Here is a 20401-nt window from a genome sequence, read left to right on the forward strand (position 1 = left end):
TGCAGTCAGAGCTTTTTTACGGCACGGCGTGCAAAGTCTTGGTTAACAAAGCGTCTATAAGCTATTAAATTCCTGATAAAAATTCCCTCTCTCTGGGGGGTAGCCCCCCGGTCCCAGCGGCCGGCTCATGAATTAAGGCGCTTTTGTTTAGATCCAGCCCATCAATTCACGACGCACGACCGCTTCGATGACCTTCAGGCCTTCTTCGCTGTCGTTGAGCGCAGGAACGTAAGAGAAGCGTCGCCCACCATTCTCGCGGAAGATGTCACGATTTTCGACTTCGAGTTCTTCCAGGGTTTCGAGGCAATCAGCAGAAAATCCGGGGGCGATGAGCAGAATGTTTTTCACGCCTTCCTTTGCCAACGCCTCAACCGTTTTGTCCGTATAGGGCTGCAGCCAGGGATCGTTTCCGAAACGGGATTGAAATGTGGTCAGCCAAGTCTCGGCGGGCCAATTCATCTTCTCGCGCAACAGCCGCGATGTTTTCTGGCATTGGCAGTGATAGGGATCACCCTTCTCCAGATATTCCTGCGGCATACCATGGAATGTCGCGATGATCCTTTCGGGCTTGAAATCGAGGCCGTCGAGATGGCGCTGCATGCTGGTGGCGAGCGCCTCGATATATACAGGGTCGTCGTGATAACTGGGCGCAACCCGCACAAACGGCTGCCATCGCATTTTCATCAAGGCGCGAAAAGCTTGATCGCATGCCGTCGCGGTGGTTGCCGCCGCATACTGCGGGTATAGAGGAACAAGCAGAATGCGCTCGCAACCTTGCTCCTGCAGCCACTTTAGGCGGCTTTCGGTCGACGGGTTTGCATAGCGCATCGCCCAATCGACAATAATTCTGGGATCTCCGGACAGACGCTCGGCCAGGACAGTTGCCTGATTTCGAGTGATCGTCTTAAGCGGACCTTCGTCGCGTTCTTTGTTCCAAATAGTCTCGTAGTCTTTGCCCTTGGTGGAGGGCCGGCGCGTCAAAATAATTAGATTAAGAATTGGCCACCATTTCCAGCGTGGCACTTCGATAACGCGTGGGTCGGATAGGAATTCATGCAGATAACGGCGCATCGACCAATAGTCGGTGCCGTCTGGCGTTCCGAGATTGAGAAGCAAAACACCAATGCGACCGCAGTTTGTCTTGGGGTGACCGGCCGGCCACGTGGCGCGGTTAGGCTTCGGCGCAACGGCCTTGGTCATCTCGTTCATCAACGTACCCATTTCTCAATCAAAACAGCATTGCGGAAACGAGCTGCGTGCCCGGATCAGGCTTAGGCCTCCTATAATGAAGCCTTTGGCTCGCAAAAGCAGGACTATGATACGACTAAGCGCTTCGCCAGCGTACGGTTTGACGTTGAACTCGCGTTCTGGTCGCTTGGGGTGGCCGCCTCGCCAGTTTCTTGTTCAACTTGCGCTCGTCGGGCAGAAATTGCCCGGTAGCGCTGCACCCGTTCCGCCAACTCTTTCGCACCATCCGCGAAAAGGAGTTCACCCTTCGCGAAGGCCTTCGCACGCAATTCCTGCTGGCGAGCGCTAGCTAGCGCCGAGATCAATTCAACTCGACGCGCACCGATAGCATTTCCTTCACCCTTCTCAACAAAGGCGATCAGGACGGCAAGGTCATGATCCAGTCCCAGCAAATCTGAGAGCTCCTTGGCCAAATTCGCGCGTACGGTTAAGTAGGCCGGCCACGCTTCCGAGAGCAGAAGAGCGTGCCGCCAGTGAGCCTGAACGGTCTTTCTCCAGTCGTGCATCGCGTCATCGTTGGGCCGCTCCTTAGCGGCCGCCAGTGCGCGCTGGCCCGACTTGTAACTGCGCTTCAAACCGACCGGAAGCGGGTCCTTAATCCGGAACTGGACGCTCTTGCCCTTTAGGTCTTTCTTCGCCTCATCCAGCGCGGCGATGGCTGTGGCAACTGACTGATCCGCTACCGTGTCTGTGCCGTCCTCCATGTCTTTGGAGAGCACTTCGGCCAAAGCTTGAAGCGCCTTTTGATGTTGGACATCAGAATCTCCCGCAAGGCTCGCCACGGTTTCGCGCATAACCTGCCGATCGCGCGAAGCCGACAGCATGCGGCCGATATCGCGGAAGCGCGCGTTTTCCCGACGATATCGCTCGTCGCTCAGCGCCGGGCGCACAAGCCGAAGAAGGGCTCGCACGCGTTTCAGGCATTTGCGCGCCTCATGGACGGCAACGCCGTGATCCTGACCTTCAGCGAGTTCTCGACGGGCGCGGCTAATCTGGCTTATGGCGAGACGCCGGAAACCTGCCGCGGCGCTTTCTTTCGTCCGGAAGCAAAATGCCATTTCTGCTCTAAATCAACGTTTGCCAAGTTATAGATATGCCTGCGTTTTCGCAGGTGCATCGCAAAAAGTAATATCGCTATTAATTGGATGAAAGTACAGATCCCAGCCGCTGTGACCAGATCAGCCATTCTCGGACACGGTCTTCCGGATCCGGATGTGTGATGAAATCGGTAATGACTGCAATACTGTCGGCGCCATGCTTATGCGCAAGTGTCGCGCGCTCCGGCGTCAAACCACCAATCGCGACGAGTGCAACATCACCGATACGGTTGCGCCATTCCGTGATGCGATCCAATCCCTGCGGGGCCCATTTCATCACTTTGAGCTTGGTTTCGTATATCGGCCCCAGCGCCACATAATCCGGCTCTATACGCAATGCCGTTTCCAATTCGGAATGATCGTGTGTCGAAATTCCAATTCGGAGGCCGGCGGCACGAATGGAAGCGATATCCGCGACCGCCAAGTCTTCCTGACCTAGGTGAACATAATCGGCGCCCAACGCGATCGCGTCCGCCCAGTAGTCGTTGACAATCAGCTGGCACGCGTATTGGCGGGTGATTTCGATGCTCTCTGCAATCTGCCGCTTTACTTCGTCGGGCGCAGTATCCTTGAGACGGAGCTGAATTGTGCGCACCCCTAGAGGTACCAGCCTGCGCAGCCAATGAACATCAGGTGCGATCGGATAGAAGGCATCCAGCCCTGCAGCGGATTCACGCGTCATCAGTTGTTACGAGCTCCGCGCGGCAAGGAACCGGAAGGCTCCAAATCAAAAAAAGCTGTTCCTGCGACGGGCGTTGAGGGGGCGGCCATGTCGCGCATCTCCATCAGCCCGGCCTCGTAAGCTTCCCGACCACATTCTATGGCACGGGCGAAGGCGCGCGCCATGCGTACCGGATCGATAGCCTTGGCGACGGCGGTATTCAGAAGGACGGCGTCGAACCCCATCTCCATGGCCTGAGCGGCATGAGATGGAGCCCCAATTCCGGCATCCACGACCAGCGGAATATCCGGGAAATAATTGCGCATAGTTCTCAAGGCGTACGGATTGGCCAGCCCTCGGCCAGTACCAATAGGGGCACCCCATGGCATCAGAACGCGGCAGCCAGAAGCGACTAGGCGATCGGCTGCGCCTAAATCTTCCGTGGTGTAGGGGAAGACTTTGAAGCCTTCGGCATTGAGGGTGGTTGCCGCTTCCACGAGTCCGAAGAGGTCCGGCTGCAACGTGTCATCGTTGGCGATGACCTCGAGCTTGATCCAATCTGTGCCAAAGAGCTCGCGCGCCATCATCGCCGTGGTCACGGCGTCTTTCGCTGTGCGACACCCAGCCGTGTTCGGGAGTACGTGAACACCCAGACGCTTAATAAGCTCCAAGAACCTTTCGCCCATGCGGCCACGTGCGGCCTCTCGGCGCAAAGAAACGGTGACGATACCGCACGCTGATGCTTCGACGGCATCAGCCATGACTTGGGGTGAGGGATAGAGCGCAGTGCCAAGCAGCATGCGCGAAGCAACCGGCTCGTCGTAAAACGTCAAGCCGGTGAGCGCCCTGTGGGTCGTCGTATTCATAACGGTCATCTGCGAGCCTTGTCCTCAACCACCCTGGCGAGCGGACAGAATTTCTATGCGGTCCCCTGGGGTCAGTCGGACTGAGCTGCGTGCCTCGCGCCGCACAAACTCACCATTCACCGCCGTAGCGACGCGTTCATCGACAAAATCAAGCTCCACAATCAAGGCCGCCAAATCAGCGGCGCCGGTTTCTACGTCGGAGCCGTTAACCGACACGTGGATGCCGGGGGTAGTGATTGCAAGCAACGTCGTCTCCTATTGGTCGTGCTTCACGACTAGAATATTGCTCTTGTTGCGGGTCTTTGAAGGGTGGATGCACCTTGGCATACCACCGCGCGCAGGCCAAATCTGCGGTAAATTTTCTACCTAAGCAAATCTTGCGCTGGCGGGACATGAACCCGGGCTGCTATTGCGGTCAAGACGGAAGACAGTAGGGGGGCGGGGCGGTGCCCATTCGGAGCCGTCCTTTCAACATGTTCGAGCGCAAAGCTGTCTTCAGCATCCGCCTCTCTTGGTGCATTGCAGCCGCGTTCGTTGCCTGACAGGACACTAAAAATGTTTAGCGACCTCATGACTTCCCGCCGTTTCGCACCCTTGTTCTGGTGCCAGTTCCTGTCGGCGCTGAATGACAATTTCATCAAGAACGCACTGGTGATCCTGGTGCTTTTTAAGATCGGCGCGGATTCCGGGGCTTCGCTCGTGACGTTGGCCGGTGCCGTGCTGGTGGTGCCATTCTTCTTCCTCTCCGCTTTAGGCGGGGAGCTCGCCGATAAGTATGACAAGGCCAAAGTGGCGGTCGCCATCAAGCTCGCCGAATTCCCGATCGCCGTCCTGGCCGCCGTTGGCTTTGTGATGAGCGGCAGCACTGATCCGGATATTGCCCGCTGGTCGATACTGGTATTGTTCTCCGCGCTTTTCCTGTTTGGGAGCATGGCGGCGCTTTTCGGACCGATTAAATACGGCATTCTACCCGACCATCTGCAGATCAAGGAGTTGCCGGCGGCCAACGCCTTGGTGGAAGGTGCCACGTTCCTTGCCATCCTCGGCGGCACCATTGCCGGCGGCTATGCGATGACCAGCGAAGCAGGACAGGCTGTTGTTCCAGAGTGGGTGGTCGCCCTTCTGATCGTCTCGTTCGCGTTGTGCGGATGGTTGACGGCCAAATGGATCAAACCAACGGGCGGGCAGCACGATCTGCGGATTACGCCCAACCCGCTCTCATCGACTTTCCGGCTTCTATGGGAATTGCACGCGGAACGGCGCCTATGGATCGGCGGCCTGATCACGTCGTGGTTTTGGACGGCCGGGATTGTTGCATTGTCCTTGCTCCCCACCCTCGTAAAAGATGTCGTCAACGGCACCGAACATGTCGTCACCCTCGGCCTTATTGTCTTCGTCGTCGGCATCGCGATCGGCTCGTTTTTGGCAGCCCGGGCGAGCCACATGCGCCCCAATCTCGCGTTGGTGCCGATTGGCGCTCTTCTCATGGGCCTGTTCTCTCTCGATATCGCGTGGGTTGCTTCGGCGATGACACCGGCGCCTGTGCCGCTTTCGCCCAGCGACCTGCTCAAGACGTTTTCCGGCGTGCGCTTGATGTTCGATCTGGCCGCATTGGCCGCGGCCGGCGGGTTGTTCATCGTACCTGCGTTCGCGGCCGTTCAAGCGTGGGCGAAGCCCGATCACAGGGCGCGCGTCGTGGCTGCCGTCAACATTCTCAATGCGGCTTTCATGTCCTTGGCCACGCTCGCCGTGTTTGCCGCTCAAGTCTATGGTGCAACGGTCGCGATGCTGTTTGCGATTGTCGGCATCGCAGGTCTCATCGTGACGGTAGGGGTTCTACGCGCATGGGGGCGTGAGGGTGTTCGAGACGTCGCGCGCTTCATTTTCAAAAGCCTGCTGGGCCTCGAAGTAACAGGGCTCGAAAATCTGCCACCTGATGGCGAGCGAGTCATTATCGCGCCCAATCATGTCTCCTTCCTCGACGCGCCGATCCTCTATTCCATTCTACCGGGGCACGCGGGCTATGCCATTGACACACAGATGGCGCAGACGTGGTGGATCAGGCCATTTCTCGCGCTCGCCAAAACCTGGTCCATCGATCCGACACGACCGCTTGGTGCGCGGAGCCTGATCGCTCACGTCAAAGATGGAGAGACGCTGGTCATCTTTCCGGAGGGCCGCTTAACGGTTACCGGCGGACTGATGAAGGTCTACGACGGCACCGCAATGATTGCCGATAAGAGTGACGCGATCGTGGTACCGGTACGCATAGACGGCCCCGAGCGCTCTCCATTCGGCTACATGAACCGCATGCAGACGAAGAAGGTGTGGTTGCCGAAGACACGCGTCTCGATCCTGCCTCCCGTCAAACTGGACGTACCGGAGGACCTCAGAGGGCGCGCGCGACGCCAATCGGCGGGGGCACGGCTCCAGGACATTATGGTCGAGGCCGCCGTCGCGACTGCGTCAACGGAGCAGACGCTGTTCCAAGCTCTGGCGGAAGCCCGGAGAACTCGCGACACGGGCCGCGCTGCGATCGAAGATCCGCTCGGTACGAAATTATCCTACGCCAAGCTCATCACGTCAGCGCAAGTGCTCGGTGCCAAGCTGAAACCGCTGGCTGGCATCGGCGAAAGCGTCGGTGTGCTGCTGCCGAACTCAGCTGGTGTGGCCGTGACCTTCTTTGCCCTACAGACGATCGGTCGCGTGCCGGCGATGCTCAATTTCACCGCCGGCAGCAGCAATCTGATCTCTGCCTGCAAAGCCGCTAAGATCAAAGTCATTCTCACGTCGCGTGCGTTTATCGAAAAGGCACGCCTTGGTGACGTCGTTGCTTCGCTATCGGAGCATACTCGTATCATCTATCTGGAAGATGTTCGCGTGAGCATCTCTGCGGGCGATAAACTTCGCGGCGTGATGGCGGGGTCGTCTCCGCAGGTGAAACGCAAGCCTGACTCCCCCGCCGTTATTCTGTTTACGTCGGGCAGCGAAGGCGCTCCCAAAGGGGTCGTGCTGTCTCACCGAAATATGCTGGCCAACGCGATGCAATCGCTCACGCGCGTGGCGGTGAACGGTCAGGATCGCGTGTTCAACGTGCTGCCCGTCTTCCACTCGTTCGGCCTTACGGCGGGGCTCGTGATGCCGCTCGTGGCAGGCGTGCCGGTGTTCCTCTATCCGACGCCACTGCACTACCGCATCGTGCCGGAACTCGTTTATCAGACCAACGCGACGATCCTGTTCGGCACCGACACCTTCCTCAACGGCTACGCGCGTACGGCGCATCCTTATGATTTCGCGCGCGTGCGTCTCGTGCTCGCTGGCGCAGAGCCGATCAAAGATCGCACACGCTCGCTCTACATGGACAAGTTCGGCGTTCGCATTCTGGAAGGCTATGGCGTTACCGAGACGGCACCTGTGCTGGCTATCAACACACCCCTTGCCAACAAGGCGGGAACCGTCGGCCGGCTTTCGCCTCTGATGGAGGCGCGGCTGGAACCGGTGCCCGGAATCGAAGAAGGTGGGCGGCTATTCGTTCGCGGTCCCAACGTCATGCTCGGCTATCTGCACGCGAGTAATCCCGGCGTTCTCGAACCGCCGGAGAATGGCTGGCACGACACAGGCGACATCGTCACCATTGACGAGAACGGGTTCATCACCATTCGCGGCCGCGCCAAGCGCTTTGCCAAAATCGGTGGGGAAATGGTGTCCCTTGCAGCCGTCGAGGCGCTTGCAACGGAGCTATGGCCCAGCGCCACGTCGGTGGTGGTCGCGCTTCCCGATCAACGCAAAGGCGAACGGCTTATTCTGATGACGAACGAAGCCAAGGCCACACGCGCTGAATTCCTGGCGCACGCTCGCACCTCCGGGGCCAACGAGCTCTCGGTCCCCGCAGAAGTGTTAGTCGTTTCAGCGGTTCCGCTTCTTGGCAGCGGCAAACCCGACTATCCGGCAGCGCTGGTGCTTGCGAAGGAGCGGCTCGGTCTGGCTGATATTAACGCGGCCTGAGGGTGAACAACTCTCAAGCGTTGTAATGTCAGATGCACTTGAGGCTGCGCTCTTTGCGCCGCCTCATCGGCCGTCGCTCTCTGCAAAGCCTGCAATATTCCTTCGGCGGACATCCTCTGAGAGTTCAGACACTTTCCGCCGCATACTTTTGTTGTCGAGGTCCTGCTTGGCGAGCTGGGTGAAGTTAGAAATATGATGATGGAGCAAGCTATAGGTGTTGGCGAACGCAGCCAGCTTATTTCCATCACTGCCTTCCGTGCGCGAGGGATCCGGCATACCCCAATGTTCCGTTATAGGATTGCCCGGCCAGACGGGGCATGTTTCAGCGGCGGCCTCGTCGCAAAGCGTAAAGACAAAATCAAACTCCGGGGCGCCCGGTTCTGTAAACTCATCCCAAGATTTAGAGCGTAGCCCGTCCGTCTTGAGACCGTAATTTTTGAGAATCTTGATGGCAAAGGGATTGATCTGGCCTGCCGGGGCGCTTCCTGCGCTGTAGGCGTTAAATGCACCCTGACCGAGCGAGTTCATCAAACACTCACCGATAACAGAGCGTGCTGAATTGTGCGTGCACAAGAAGAGCACGTTGTAGGGCCTCTCATCAATCATGACGCTCTTCTCCTTCACAAACGCATTCTAAATTACGATCGGGTTGCCAGCCTTCGCCGCATAGTTCCGGGTGTCCGCCACAGCAGTCCTCTGTGAGATACGTCAGCAGGGCACGTACCCCTTCGACCTGAACCGCGTAGCGGATGTAACGCCCATCGCGCCAGGAGCGCAGCAAGCCCGCGCGGTCGAGTTCCTTTAAGTGAAATGACATTGCCGTCGGACCGACCCCGATGGCCTTGGCGATGTCGCCAGCTGCCATCCCTGACGGACCGCGCGCCACCAGCAGGCGGAACAGCGTGAGTCGGCTTTCATGAGCCAGAGCTGACAGCGCTCGTACTACGTCCTGTGTCTCCATAATTTCATTGTTACAATAATCCTTGAATTATTCAATTATTATTTTGAGAGACCTGGGACGTTCAGCAGTTCGGGAGGCTGGAGAGCGTTCGAGGACGTCTGGTCAGCGATGGCGTTCGCGATGGTTATTGCGAACGCCTAGGCTGCCGCGCTGAAGGCCGCGCACTCTGGCTCGATCGCGTTTGCTGAGCATGCGACACTGCGTTGACACGCTTCCGGACACCGTGTCTGCGGTTGCAATTGTGCGCGACCAAAATTTCAGGTGTTCAAACGATTTTACGCACGGATTTGAAATCGCGGGGCCAAGGGACGTCCTCGCCATCACGATATTCGCTCGTTTCGCGTGCTCCACCTTGGGCACAGCACAATTCAGAGGGACCCACCGATGCACCTTTTCAATCCCGAGAACCGCACCCGGTCTGCCGAGCATATCCGCATCTACATTCTCTTCGAGATCTGGTACACGTTCGTCGATTTTACGGCTGCGCTTTGCTTCCTCATCGGGAGCGTTCTTTTCTTTTGGGACAGCACCATGTTTGTAGGAACGTGGTTGTTTGTTGTGGGTTCTGCCTTCTTTGCTTTGAAGCCAACGCTGCGATTGCTGCGCGAGTTGAAATATCTGAGCATGGGGGAGATCCCTCCAGCTCCCGAAAGCATCCCCTGACGCTTTACACTCACGCTCAGGTTTGACCGACACACAGCTGCCTTTGATCTCGCGGCGATATCGGGCCATAAGCTTCGCAACGCACATGCCCGCCCCAATCCTGCCAACCGGCGGCGCGTGCCCTGCAGAACAGACAGCGGAGGTAAGTAACGATGGATCACTGGACCATCTATCTTTCGGGCGAAATCCACACCGACTGGCGCGCGCAGATCGAGTCCCAGGCGCTTGCTGCCGGTTTGCCAGTTTCGTTCACGGCACCGGTTACAAACCACGAATATTCCGACGATTGCGGCGTCGCCATCCTTGGATCAGAACCGAACAAGTTCTGGCACGATCACAAAGGTGCGCAGATGAACGCAATTCGCACGCGTACGCTTATTGAGAACGCCGACCTCGTGATTGTGCGCTTCGGCGACAAGTACAAGCAGTGGAATGCGGCCTTTGATGCCGGCTATGCCAGCGCGCTCGGGACGCCGATGATCATCATGCACGAGCCGGAAAATGCGCATGCGTTGAAAGAGGTCGACGCGGCGGCTTTGGCAGTTGCACGGACTGTCGATGAGATCGTTGCCATCTTGCGGTACGTCATCGCCGGCGAACTGAAGCTCACGAAGGCCGCCGCAGAGTAAGGCGTGGCGAAAGAGACCGGCGTGCGCGTTTCTCAATTGCGAGCCGCGCACGCAGGTCAAGTCTGCTGCTGCAGAAGGGTCGAGAAGCCCCTTCCGATGAGCAACGAAAATGGCTCGACGACCTAGCGTTCCGCGAACGCCTTTTCAATTACCTACTCCCCCGGCTCTCCGCTCGACGCTTCAAAATAATGATCCTGCTCATCGGTTCCTTATCTGCGATCATGCGCGCGTTCCGTCGGCTTACCGGGTGACGTGATGCTCGGGAGTTTCTCCGCCATCTTGGCGTTGAGGACATCTTTCAGCCGGACGTCATTCAACAGATTGTTATGGGAAAGTTTTCCTGACGACGGCGCACGTATTCTGCGAGCGGCGGGGGATCCAACCACAGCCGAGATGTTTGACCGCATTACAAACAAGGCTATTAGGGTTGGCGTCTTCGTTTCCCTCACCTTCCTCATAGATGGCGAAATGTACTTCGGCCAAGACCGGCTTGATTTCGTCGCTGAGCGCCTAGGAGTTTCATGATGAGCTTGCCGATTGTCATCGTCGGCGCAGGTCAAGCTGCGGCCCGCGCCATCGAAACATTGCATGGCCTCTCATGCGGGCGGCGCATCGTGCTTGTCGGTTCTGAACCCCACCTACCCTATCAACGTCCACCGCTCTCCAAAAAATTTCTGACGGGGGACGCAACCGAGGAGCAGCTTTGGCTCCAAGGGGAAGCATTCCTTGAAAAGGCGGGCGTGGACTTCCGGCGCGGTGAAACGGCGCTCGAGCTCGACGTTACGGCGCGGAATGTGACGTTGTCCGGTGGCGAGACACTTGCATATCATCAGCTCCTCATCGCCACAGGGTCGCAGCCACGGCGGCTCAACCTCGCTGGCGAGGAGCTTGCGCGCGTGCACACCCTCTATTCGATTGCGGATGTACAACGCCTTGGTGCCGGCCTCGAGGACGCGCAGCGTGTCGTCATTATCGGCGGAGGGTATATTGGCCTCGAAGTCGCCGCGTCACTGATCAAGCTCGGCAAGGATGTCACCGTGCTCGAACAGCAGGACCGCCTCCTGTCGCGTGTCGTCAGCCCAGTGCTATCTGATTTCTTCAAACAGCTACACGAAGGGCATGGTGTTACGCTACGGTTTAATGCCCGCGCGCAACGTATCGAGGGCGACACGGACGCCACGGGCGTGATGCTGGATGATGGCGGTGTAATCAGCGCCGACCTCGTTCTCGTCGCGGCTGGCGCGGTGGCCAATGATCAGATTGCGCGCGAGGCCGGACTTGCCTGTGACAATGGAATCTTTGTCGACGAGGCCTGCCGCGTTGCGCCGCATGTTTTTGCCGCTGGCGACTGCACGCGCTTCCCGTCCCGGCGCTACGGCCGCCACTTGAGACTTGAAAGTGTGCAGAATGCCAACGATCAAGCACGTGCGGCAGCAACGGCCATGTGCGGAGACGAGGTCAGGTATGATCCGGTTCCGTGGTTCTGGTCCGATCAGTACGACGTGAAGCTACAGATTGCTGGCCTTTCAGATGGTTACGACCGAGTTTCAGTTGAAGGCGACCCGAAGGCGAACTCCTTTGCGGTATCCTATTGGCGCGGTCCGCAGCTTCTCGCCGTTGACGCGATCAACACGCCGCGCGCTTTCATGCAGGCCCGCCGAACCTTGCAACAGCCCCCGTCTCAATCAACGCCTTCGATGGCGGCCTCCGGTTAAACGGTCTGTCGGGGCTCAAGCACGCTCGCTCTCATTTAAAAACCTAACGCGGCTCATCTGCTGACGCGCGTGGCCGGGACAAACGTCAGGGATGTCGAGTGCTCCGGCTTTAACCGCGCCAGAGCTTTTGCTTCCCATCCCTCCATGGACCGCACGAACCCCATATAGGCCTCCGGACCAAGGTCGATATCGGTCGCGAGCCGGTGAAGACGGCCCGCCATCCGGGCCTCATAGATTAGCTGCGCCATGCCGCGCCCCTAGCTTTCCTTGCATGAGAACGCATTATGGGCGGCCGAATGATCCGTCGCCAGATCTATTTTGGCGCAGGCTAAGCAAGAACATGGACGAGAAAGGGGCCGCCCTACGAGAACGGCCCTGCTGGTAATCTGGAAGCGTCTCGGCTCTGGACGCTTCGCCGTAACGCGTCAGATCCGGAAGACCGCGCCCGAAACGGAGCGGGCACGCTCGCGGACCTTTCCGCCATCGTTGCCGGACTTCACGATCCACTTACCATTCGCGGCACGACCCGTAATGATTCCGACGTGGTGACGCCACACGACGACTGCTCCGACTTGCGGCGACGTCGGACGGCCATACTTGCGCCAGTTCCAAGCAACGTTGAATTCAGGGCCGCCACCCAACTGTGTGCGCATCCACCAGCCGCACCACCTCGACGGACGTGGGCCTACGCCACGGCTCGCCATCGGTGCGGCACTGACCTTGGTCGTAGAATATGTCCGCGCTTTTTTCTGAGGTTTGGAATTTACATTGCCGAAGTTTGCACCCAGCGAACTCCGACCAGAAGATCTCGCGTAAGATGGGCCATCGACTTTATCGAACATGCCCCCCGTAGACATTTGCGCAGAAGCCGGACCAATACCGGCGCCTACTAGAAGTCCCGCTACCGCGGCAAAGATCTTCATGTTCATCATTACGCTCCTACTACCTGTTGTTTTTTTTCGGGAGCGCACCGGCACCAACATTGAGGCGAAAAAGTGAGGGTACGTCGTGAGCGCGTCAAAACGCCTCGCCGTAGAGTAAATGTAGAGCCCTGACCGTCTGTGACCTGGAAAATCAATAATTTGTCCCGTTTCATGGGACCGATGCAGCGTCGGGTTGTAGGTGAACGTGCTTCATAACACTGATTTGAAGATAACTTCATTCGACGCGGGCACGTATTCGGGCGATTCTGAGTCAGATTCGAAGTGCCGCAGGGCGGGGGCATGCATCAGATGCGGCTCGGAAATACCGAGACTACTTGGTCGCGACTTGGGTTGCAGACGGGACTAGCGCTCGTACTGCTGCTGAGCTGTGTCACCTTGATCCTAGCTCAGACGCCAGCATCATACGCTTCGGGCACCACAACCTATAATTGCCACTCACGCACGCTCGAATTGCGTAGTGGCAATACGGAGCATGGCTCAGTCTGTTGTCGTCGTTTGGGGTTGTGCCCATCACATACATTCTCGGGACTGAACACCGGCTCCCCGCTCAGCATTCCTGCGCCCCGCAACGATCAAGCTTGGAATTTTCTGGTTGGCGCACCGCTGCGCGGGCTCACCTTGGCACCAGAGCCTCCCCCTCCGAGACGCCACGTCTAGCTCACTCTATCGCCCAATCTGATTTTCAACTTGGCGGGTCACCACGCCCGCGAGAGGGGATTTGTGCCCTTCGCTCGGAGGTCTTTCACATGTTGTATCGTCCTGAGCGTATTAGCGTGCCGCTCATCACACCCGCTTTCCGTTCCCGTATCAGTCGTCGGATGGTGTGCTCAGCCGCGGCTCTCGCAGCTCTAACGTCATCGTTCCTTGCACCTCAGGTTCACGCGCAAGGTTTTCTCGATAGCATGGCTCAGTCGCGGATCAGCAAACAGACTGTCCGGCTAAATACGGAGTACCCGGCAGGCACAATCATTGTCAGCTTTGGTGATCGTCGGCTTTACCGGATTGAGGAAGGGGGGCAGGCAACCTCATACCCAATTACCGCCCCTGCCAAATACGCGAATTGGGAGGGAACGCTTCCCGTCACCATGAAGCGGGTCAACCCATCGTGGCGGCCAACGCCGTCCATGATCCGCAAGAATCCGAAACTACCGAGTTACGTGCCAGGTGGTCATCCGCAGAACCCGTTGGGCGTTCGTGCCCTTTATCTTGGCGACACGCTCTATCGCATTCACGGCACGGACGCTCCGTGGACAATTGGGGAAGCCGTCTCTGCGGGTTGTATCCGAATGTATAATGAGGACGTTAAGGACCTCTACAGCCGAACAAAAATCGGCGCAAAAGTCATCGTGACGCGAAAAAAGTTCCAACCTGAGCGCGTTGCGGCACGGTGACACGCAAAATTTTTTCTTGTTGGCGGATCGGGAATACCGTCCCTGATCCGCCGAACTTGACGATCTGCGTATTGTCCCGCGACGGCAAAGCATGAAATTCGTTTTTACGATTCAATCTATTCGCGCTGAAATTGCGTCGATTGAGCGCCTCGAGGGGCCCGTTGACTGTTCTGTTAAAGGGGCGCACATGATGCTTATTCAAAAACGGCCACGGTGGCGGCGGCTCGAAACACGCTAACTGATTTTGCGTATTGAGAGCTTCTGCCATCCAGAGAAACACTGGAAACAGGGCCAGCCTTCGCGTCAAAGAGGGCGCCTTTCCAATACCTACGCAATTCTTTAGGGGATCTGGTCGATAACCGTTCTGGTCCCTTGAACACCAGACCTGTGATCGGAGATGCGATCGTGAGCGCTTTTTACGAAGAAACCGTTCTGTCGGTCCGCCACTGGACTGACACGCTGTTCAGCTTCACCACGACACGTAGTCCCTCGTTCCGCTTCGAGAACGGACAGTTCACGATGATGGGACTTGAGACAGAAGGTGGTCGGCCGTTGATGCGCGCATATTCGCTCGTCAGCCCAAACTACGAAGAGACCCTGGAATTCTTTTCGATCAAAGTTCCTGACGGGCCGTTGACTTCGCGCCTTCAACACATCCGCGAGGGCGACCGCATTCTGGTGTCGAAAAAGCCCGTTGGCACACTTATTATCGATAACCTTAAACCAGGGCGAAATCTGTTCCTGTTCAGCACGGGAACCGGACTTGCTCCATTCATGAGCATCATCCGTGATCCTGCGACGTATGAACGTTTCGAGAAGGTTGTTCTCGTGCATGGCTGCCGGCAGGTGGCCGAGCTAGCTTACAGCGAACGGATCGGCAGAGAACTTCCCGAGGACGAGTTCATCGGCGAACTCGTGCAGGGGCAGCTTATCTATTATCCTACGGTGACCCGCGAGCCCTTCGAAAATCGTGGCCGGATCACCGATCTTGTGACCAGCGGAAAGCTGTTCTCAGATCTCACGTTGCCACCGATTGACCCCGAACTTGATCGCGCCATGTTGTGCGGCAGCCCCGAGATGCTTCGGGAAATGACGCAAATTCTGGAAGATATGTCCCTCACCGAGGGGAACAGCGGAACGCCCGGCGAATATGTGATCGAAAAGGCGTTCGTCGAAAAGTGACGATCGAACAAACGCGCACCTGAGAGCCGCTTATCATAGGCTTGTCGAAGCGGTTTCGCCCGGAGCGGAACCGCTTTTTTACTGAAGCGCTATTGGCGGGCGCACCTCAGATGACTTCACCTCTGGTGAGCTCATCCTCGGCATCATCAATCGAAAATCCGAGGTTTTCGAACCCATTGGTGAGGTAGTCCGCGAGCAGAGGAAGCCCCAGCAGATAATCCGCCGTCGGGTTCGTACGCTCTTCGCGTGCAGTCCTTAGCGCCTCGCCAAATTCTTCCGGTTCAAACGTCCCGCGCCCGACCCATGCTATGGCAACGAGCTCGGCTTGCTCATCATCGTTCAGTTCGGCGATGAAGGTCGTAAGTTCGGTGCGCACCGGATCATTCGCGAGGTTTTCCAGTATTGCATCGCTGACGTCATTTTCGTCGCTCGCATCCGGATCGTTCCAGGAATCAACTTTTGCGTCGAACTCGCGGGCCTTGATAATGACATAAGCGACTTTTTCGGGTGTGATATTGAGATCCACCTGATTGCTGTCCATGTGTCGTCTCCTAACGCAGCAATGCGAGAGCTTTCTACGCTCTGCCTCAAGAAGCGGCTGCGGGCTTTGATCGACCTCAAAGCGCTACCCGCCTCCCAAACCTCAATGAGGCGAACTCAGCCAAACAACGCACCACGACGTAATTGGTTGAGTTTCATCTTGTCTGGTGGTTTCACATCTCTGTTTGGAACGTCTGTCACGCTTGACCGTTAACGCGGATTTGCAGCAGTGGACCGCAAGATTGCGGACCGACATCGAGCGTTGTCACTGGAGGGTAGCTCAAGAATGGCTTCAACGGTCCCGGAAGCGAATGGCGCCCAAGCGGACGTAATCGCGTTTCTAGAAAACCCGGCGAACTATGCGCCTGCGCCGGAAGGCGTCGACCGCATCGATACACATGGGGCCATCGTTTTCCTTGCCGGCGACTATGCCTACAAGATGAAACGCGCCGTACGCCTTCCCTATCTCGACTTTTCGACGCTTGACCAACGTCTGAGGGCCTGCAATCGCGAGTTCGAGCTCAACACAAGAATTGCTCCTGAACTTTATCTTCGCGTCTGCCCGATCCTTAGGCAGCCCGATGGGATGCTGTCCTGGCAGGGTGCAGGAGAGATCGTTGAATACGTCCTGATCATGAGACGTTTCGAGCAAAGCCAGCTCTTGGATGAAATGGCTATCGCGGGGAAGCTCGATGAAAAGCTTATGGTCCCGCTCGCCCATCACATCGTCGACACGCACGGAAGTGCCACCGTCCATAAAGACGTTGATCCAGCGAAGAGCTTTGAAACCATCCTGGAGCACGTGACCGCTGCACTTACCCGCGACATCAGCCCGATCCCTGTTGACGACGTGGCAGCTTACAGGGCTGCAGCTTCAGCGGCGCTCCGCGAGACCACGCCGTTGATGCGAGAACGGGCGCGCCAAGGCTTCGTGCGGCGGTGTCATGGGGACATGCACTTGCGCAATATAGTGCTTCTCGAAAGCGGGCCGACGCTGTTCGATGCACTCGAATTTGACGAGACCCTGGCAACGATCGACGTGCTCTACGGCCTCGCCTTTCTGCTCATGGACCTTTACCGGCGAGGTATGCGCCGTCACGCATGCCAGCTCTTCAATCAATATCTGCAGGATCAATCCGGCATTCGCCACCTGGAGGGCCTAGCTCTTCTGCCGTTCTTCTTATCCTGCCGGGCGGCGATACGCGCGATGGTGGGTTTGGATAGAAAAGCCAATGTCTCCCAAGACCGGACAGCTGCGATCGATGACGATGTAAGGCAGTATTTTGCATTTTCCCGACAGTTTTTGACGCCGCCCCGGGCTCGTCTGATCGTGGTCGGTGGATTATCTGGAACGGGCAAAACCACGGTAGCGCGCATGCTCGCGCCCGACATCGAACCTGTTCCCGGCGCGCTGCATCTGCGCAGCGACGTGGAACGCAAGCTCATGTACGAATGGGATCCGGAGGAGCCTCTGCCTGAGTCTGCGTATGCGGAAAAGGTAACGGCGCACGTTTATCAACGGCTTGGAGATAAGGCCGAGTGCGCTCTAAGAGCTGGCCACTCAGTTATCGTCGATGCGGTTTTCGCGACGGAGAGCGAACGCAGGGATATTGAAGCGCGCGCCCGGAAAGCCGACGCCGAATTCTTAGGCCTATGGCTAACTGCGCCGGCTGATGTTCTGTATGCCCGCGTTTCCGCGCGCGAAGGGGACGCCTCAGACGCTGACGTTCAAGTCGTCCACCAACAGCTTTCTTACGATATAGGAGTGGTCGACTGGCAGCATATAGACGTTGACGCCGGCCCAGACGAGGTCCGTTTGCGTGCTGCCAAAATCATAGGATTGCCGCAGCACAATTAGCGCTTATTAGTTTCCGACTTCGAGTTCAAATCGGTTCGGTGGAACAATGATATCGTGAAAAGAGATTGGAGCATCACGGAATGTGAAGCTCCTGGCCTTTATTCTAATGGCCACTTCACCTGGTTTGCAGCCCAACATTTCTGCCTGTTTCGGATCCAGTTCGCAGCGTGAAATCAGATGCGTGGAACGAAATGTCGGGGCATTGAACCGCTCATGCAAGAAAATCCGAAGATTTTTTCCAGCGAGAATTGCCGGAGGTGTATCGAGGATCGGACGAAAACGCTGGCCATCGACATAAAGATCCGACCACAACCGAAATTCATCCGCTACCGACACCACGCGCGAAATCTTCACATAACTCGGGGATTCCCCCAAAAATTTTGACCAGTCACCTTTCTCTTTCACTTCCTCGACGAAAAGTTCCCTGGTTTCCCAGGGCATTAGCCCAGATCCATCCGGGTTACGAAAACGGAAGTACCATACTGTTGAACCTTGTTCGCGCGTTTGGGAAACGAATGTCCCAGAACGCCGAGACCGCTCTACCAGGCTCGCATTCTGCAGAGCCCGCATTGCAGCCTGCACTGTGCCAACACTGATATTGAGCTCGTGACTCAGTTCTTTTTCCGTGGGGAGCCGGTCTCCGGAACGCCAGTACCCCCGCTCAATCAATTCTGAAATAGCATTCACCAAAGCCTGAATTTTGGAGATGCCGGCTTCCGCAGAAAAATTTGACAGGGTGCGTATGAGCACGTCAAACCGTGCGGTGTCACGCTGATCAGACCGCGTAAAAGGCACTGTAACCTCATGGTTTTGCGCAAGATTATTTTCAGTATCAGCCATAGCAATAACCCGTCTTTCGTGATGGAAACTATACTGCAATCTAAAGACGCATACCAAAAAGACGTATGATTTAGATCAAGACGGTTGATCTTTAATACCCTTGTCGGCGATCCGCGCAAATATGCGTGTGTCGGATACGGACGGATAAGACCCGCACATGTAATTGGCAGCCCACTGGGCGGAGATGCACAGTTTGGCAGATTTTTTGCCCAGCGCTTAAATAATTTGCTGTGTGTCGGCGAGGCATTGTCACACTTCAGTGACACCTCACTGGCATCTACTAGCTCCGCCGTGATAGTGGCTCGCATTCTGGGTAATTGGCAAAGTTCCGGGCCAGCGGAATTTATGGCAGAGTTCTCCTTGTGCGCACTGCCATCGTTCGAGGGATCATATGTTCATCAGTGTGCTTGAAATTTTTAAAATCGGCATCGGACCGTCGAGTTCACACACGATGGGGCCGATGGTGGCTGCCAATCGGTTCCTTGATGAATTGCGGACAGGCAAGGGCACAAGCGTTGCCCGCCTTGGCGTGACGCTCTACGGATCGCTTGCGTTTACCGGGAAAGGACATGCGACTGACCGGGCTGTCATCTTGGGGCTGGCCGGTCTTTTGCCAGAGGTGCTTGATTACGACCACGCGGAGGCGACGCTCGCAGCAATCTCCGGCACAAAACAAATTAGTGCGCCTGGGCTGCCTACGTACAGTTTCGATCCGGCCGTGGATATCGTTTTTGATTATGGTCCGGCCCTGCCGGGCCACGCCAATGGCCTGTGGCTTCATGCCTACGATCAGGACGGCCAGGAGATTCACGCGACGATCTATTATTCGATCGGCGGCGGTTTCGTGCTCACTGCGGACGAACTTGAAGCCGGGGTGACCTTATGCACAGAGCCCGCAATTCCGAAGCCTTTCCCATTCAAGAGCGCGCAGGAGATGCTTCGATTAGGCAAGGAGTCGGGCAAGAGCATTCTTGAGATGAAGCGCGCCAACGAGCTTTGCCTGAACGGGGAAGAAGAGCTAACGCACCGGCTCGATAAAATCTGGTCGGTTATGAACGATTGCATCGACCGTGGGCTCGCGACTGAAGGGACGTTACCGGGCGGGCTGGCCGTCAAACGCCGCGCCAGCGCCATCTATAAAAAATTAAGTCAACATCGCTCCAATGCTCTCTATGCACATGAGATCAATGATTGGATTTCCACCTTTGCCATGGCAGTGAACGAAGAGAACGCTGCAGGCGGACAGGTCGTGACAGCCCCAACGAACGGTGCGGCCGGCGTTATTCCGGCAGTGATCCGGTATTATCTTGAGTTTTGCCCCGGGGCGCAGCAGAGCGACGTGCGAGATTTTCTGCTGGTCGCCGCTGCTATCGGAGGCCTAATCAAACACAACGCTTCGATATCTGGAGCTGAAGTCGGGTGCCAGGGCGAGGTGGGCTCCGCTTCCGCGATGGCGGCGGCAGGCTTGTGCGCCGTTCTTGGAGGCACAAACGAGCAGATTGAGAACGCGGCAGAGATCGCACTTGAACATCATCTCGGCATGACTTGCGACCCCGTGAAAGGATTGGTGCAGGTTCCGTGCATCGAACGCAACGGGTTCGGCGCTGTTAAAGCTGTGACGGCTGCGTCTCTTGCACTCAAGGGAGATGGGTCACATGTGGTCGAATTGGACAAGTGCGTTGAGACAATGCGACAGACGGGCTTCGACATGAGCCTCAAGTATAAGGAAACATCTACGGGCGGGTTGGCTGTGAACGTCGTAGCCTGCTGAAGCATCGCGACTTTGCCGTTGCGAGGGAAC

The 20401-nt window shown here is 57.0% G+C and carries 19 protein-coding genes; 8 read left to right on the forward strand and 11 right to left on the reverse strand.

The window, feature by feature from the left end:
• Positions 1-147: 147 nt before the first annotated feature.
• The 5 genes from hemH to thiS form a co-directional block, all read right to left on the reverse strand.
• Positions 148-1209 carry a ferrochelatase gene (gene hemH / locus K5845_RS11230; protein ID WP_287959004.1) on the reverse strand — a complete coding sequence of 354 codons (1062 nt, stop codon included), beginning with the start codon at positions 1207-1209 and terminating at the stop codon, positions 148-150.
• A 104-nt stretch (positions 1210-1313) separates the two neighbouring features.
• The gene (locus K5845_RS11235) at positions 1314-2306 is read right to left on the reverse strand and encodes a CHAD domain-containing protein (RefSeq protein WP_287959005.1); all 993 of its coding nucleotides are present in this window, start codon (positions 2304-2306) and stop codon (positions 1314-1316) included.
• Positions 2307-2385: 79 nt separating this feature from the next.
• Positions 2386-3027, reverse strand: a complete 642-nt coding sequence (locus K5845_RS11240) for a thiamine phosphate synthase (protein ID WP_287959006.1) — start codon at positions 3025-3027, stop codon at positions 2386-2388.
• Positions 3027-3872, reverse strand: coding sequence for a thiazole synthase (locus tag K5845_RS11245; RefSeq protein WP_287959211.1), 846 nt, complete (start codon positions 3870-3872; stop codon positions 3027-3029). The genes K5845_RS11240 and K5845_RS11245 overlap by 1 nt, the downstream gene beginning before the upstream one ends.
• Before the next feature lie 24 nt (positions 3873-3896).
• On the reverse strand, positions 3897-4118 hold the full coding sequence (gene thiS, locus K5845_RS11250; RefSeq protein WP_244466767.1) for a sulfur carrier protein ThiS: 222 nt from the start codon (positions 4116-4118) through the stop codon (positions 3897-3899).
• 309 nt (positions 4119-4427) lie between these two features.
• On the opposite strand from thiS, the gene K5845_RS11255 reads away from it, so the two are divergent.
• Complete coding sequence (locus K5845_RS11255; RefSeq protein WP_287959007.1) at positions 4428-7877, forward strand: acyl-[ACP]--phospholipid O-acyltransferase; 3450 nt, start codon at positions 4428-4430, stop codon at positions 7875-7877.
• 63 nt (positions 7878-7940) lie between these two features.
• On the opposite strand, the gene K5845_RS11260 is transcribed toward K5845_RS11255, so the two are convergent.
• Positions 7941-8483, reverse strand: coding sequence for an arsenate reductase ArsC (locus tag K5845_RS11260; RefSeq protein WP_172655238.1), 543 nt, complete (start codon positions 8481-8483; stop codon positions 7941-7943).
• Positions 8476-8838 carry an ArsR/SmtB family transcription factor gene (locus tag K5845_RS11265; protein ID WP_046478270.1) on the reverse strand — a complete coding sequence of 121 codons (363 nt, stop codon included), beginning with the start codon at positions 8836-8838 and terminating at the stop codon, positions 8476-8478. The genes K5845_RS11260 and K5845_RS11265 overlap by 8 nt, the downstream gene beginning before the upstream one ends.
• 384 nt (positions 8839-9222) lie before the next feature.
• On the opposite strand from K5845_RS11265, the gene K5845_RS11270 reads away from it, so the two are divergent.
• The 3 genes from K5845_RS11270 (at position 9223) to K5845_RS11280 (ending at position 11845) form a co-directional block, all read left to right on the forward strand.
• Complete coding sequence (locus tag K5845_RS11270; RefSeq protein WP_076605313.1) at positions 9223-9501, forward strand: YrhK family protein; 279 nt, start codon at positions 9223-9225, stop codon at positions 9499-9501.
• 152 nt (positions 9502-9653) lie between these two features.
• Positions 9654-10130: a YtoQ family protein gene (locus K5845_RS11275; protein WP_046478268.1), complete on the forward strand. Its 477-nt coding sequence runs from the start codon at positions 9654-9656 to the stop codon at positions 10128-10130.
• A gap of 524 nt (positions 10131-10654) precedes the next feature.
• Positions 10655-11845 carry an NAD(P)/FAD-dependent oxidoreductase gene (locus K5845_RS11280; protein WP_287959008.1) on the forward strand — a complete coding sequence of 397 codons (1191 nt, stop codon included), beginning with the start codon at positions 10655-10657 and terminating at the stop codon, positions 11843-11845.
• Positions 11846-11898: 53 nt separating this feature from the next.
• On the opposite strand, the gene K5845_RS11285 is transcribed toward K5845_RS11280, so the two are convergent.
• Entirely contained in the window at positions 11899-12093 is a 195-nt protein-coding gene (locus K5845_RS11285; RefSeq protein WP_046478266.1) for a hypothetical protein, read from the reverse strand.
• A 177-nt stretch (positions 12094-12270) separates the two neighbouring features.
• The gene (locus K5845_RS11290; RefSeq protein ID WP_244512327.1) at positions 12271-12768 is read right to left on the reverse strand and encodes a C40 family peptidase; all 498 of its coding nucleotides are present in this window, start codon (positions 12766-12768) and stop codon (positions 12271-12273) included.
• Between the two features lie 767 nt (positions 12769-13535).
• Here K5845_RS11290 and K5845_RS11295 point away from each other — a divergent pair.
• Together K5845_RS11295 and K5845_RS11300 are read left to right on the forward strand one after the other, a co-directional pair.
• Positions 13536-14180: a L,D-transpeptidase gene (locus tag K5845_RS11295; RefSeq protein WP_287959009.1), complete on the forward strand. Its 645-nt coding sequence runs from the start codon at positions 13536-13538 to the stop codon at positions 14178-14180.
• Positions 14181-14585: 405 nt separating this feature from the next.
• Positions 14586-15362, forward strand: coding sequence for a ferredoxin--NADP reductase (locus K5845_RS11300; protein ID WP_046480257.1), 777 nt, complete (start codon positions 14586-14588; stop codon positions 15360-15362).
• 106 nt (positions 15363-15468) lie between these two features.
• Here K5845_RS11300 and K5845_RS11305 read toward each other — a convergent pair whose 3' ends face one another.
• The gene (locus tag K5845_RS11305; protein ID WP_287959010.1) at positions 15469-15903 is read right to left on the reverse strand and encodes a DUF3775 domain-containing protein; all 435 of its coding nucleotides are present in this window, start codon (positions 15901-15903) and stop codon (positions 15469-15471) included.
• Between the two features lie 285 nt (positions 15904-16188).
• On the opposite strand from K5845_RS11305, the gene K5845_RS11310 reads away from it, so the two are divergent.
• Positions 16189-17760 carry a bifunctional aminoglycoside phosphotransferase/ATP-binding protein gene (locus K5845_RS11310; RefSeq protein ID WP_090225805.1) on the forward strand — a complete coding sequence of 524 codons (1572 nt, stop codon included), beginning with the start codon at positions 16189-16191 and terminating at the stop codon, positions 17758-17760.
• A gap of 6 nt (positions 17761-17766) precedes the next feature.
• Here K5845_RS11310 and K5845_RS11315 read toward each other — a convergent pair whose 3' ends face one another.
• On the reverse strand, positions 17767-18639 hold the full coding sequence (locus tag K5845_RS11315; RefSeq protein WP_287959011.1) for a GntR family transcriptional regulator: 873 nt from the start codon (positions 18637-18639) through the stop codon (positions 17767-17769).
• A 352-nt stretch (positions 18640-18991) separates the two neighbouring features.
• Between K5845_RS11315 and K5845_RS11320 the strand changes: the two genes are divergently transcribed.
• Positions 18992-20371, forward strand: a complete 1380-nt coding sequence (locus tag K5845_RS11320) for an L-serine ammonia-lyase (RefSeq protein WP_090225810.1) — start codon at positions 18992-18994, stop codon at positions 20369-20371.
• Positions 20372-20401: the final 30 nt, after the last annotated feature.

Origin of the sequence: Filomicrobium sp. (assembly GCF_025698805.1) — a bacterium.
Classification (GTDB): Bacteria; Pseudomonadota; Alphaproteobacteria; order Rhizobiales; family Hyphomicrobiaceae; genus Filomicrobium; species Filomicrobium insigne.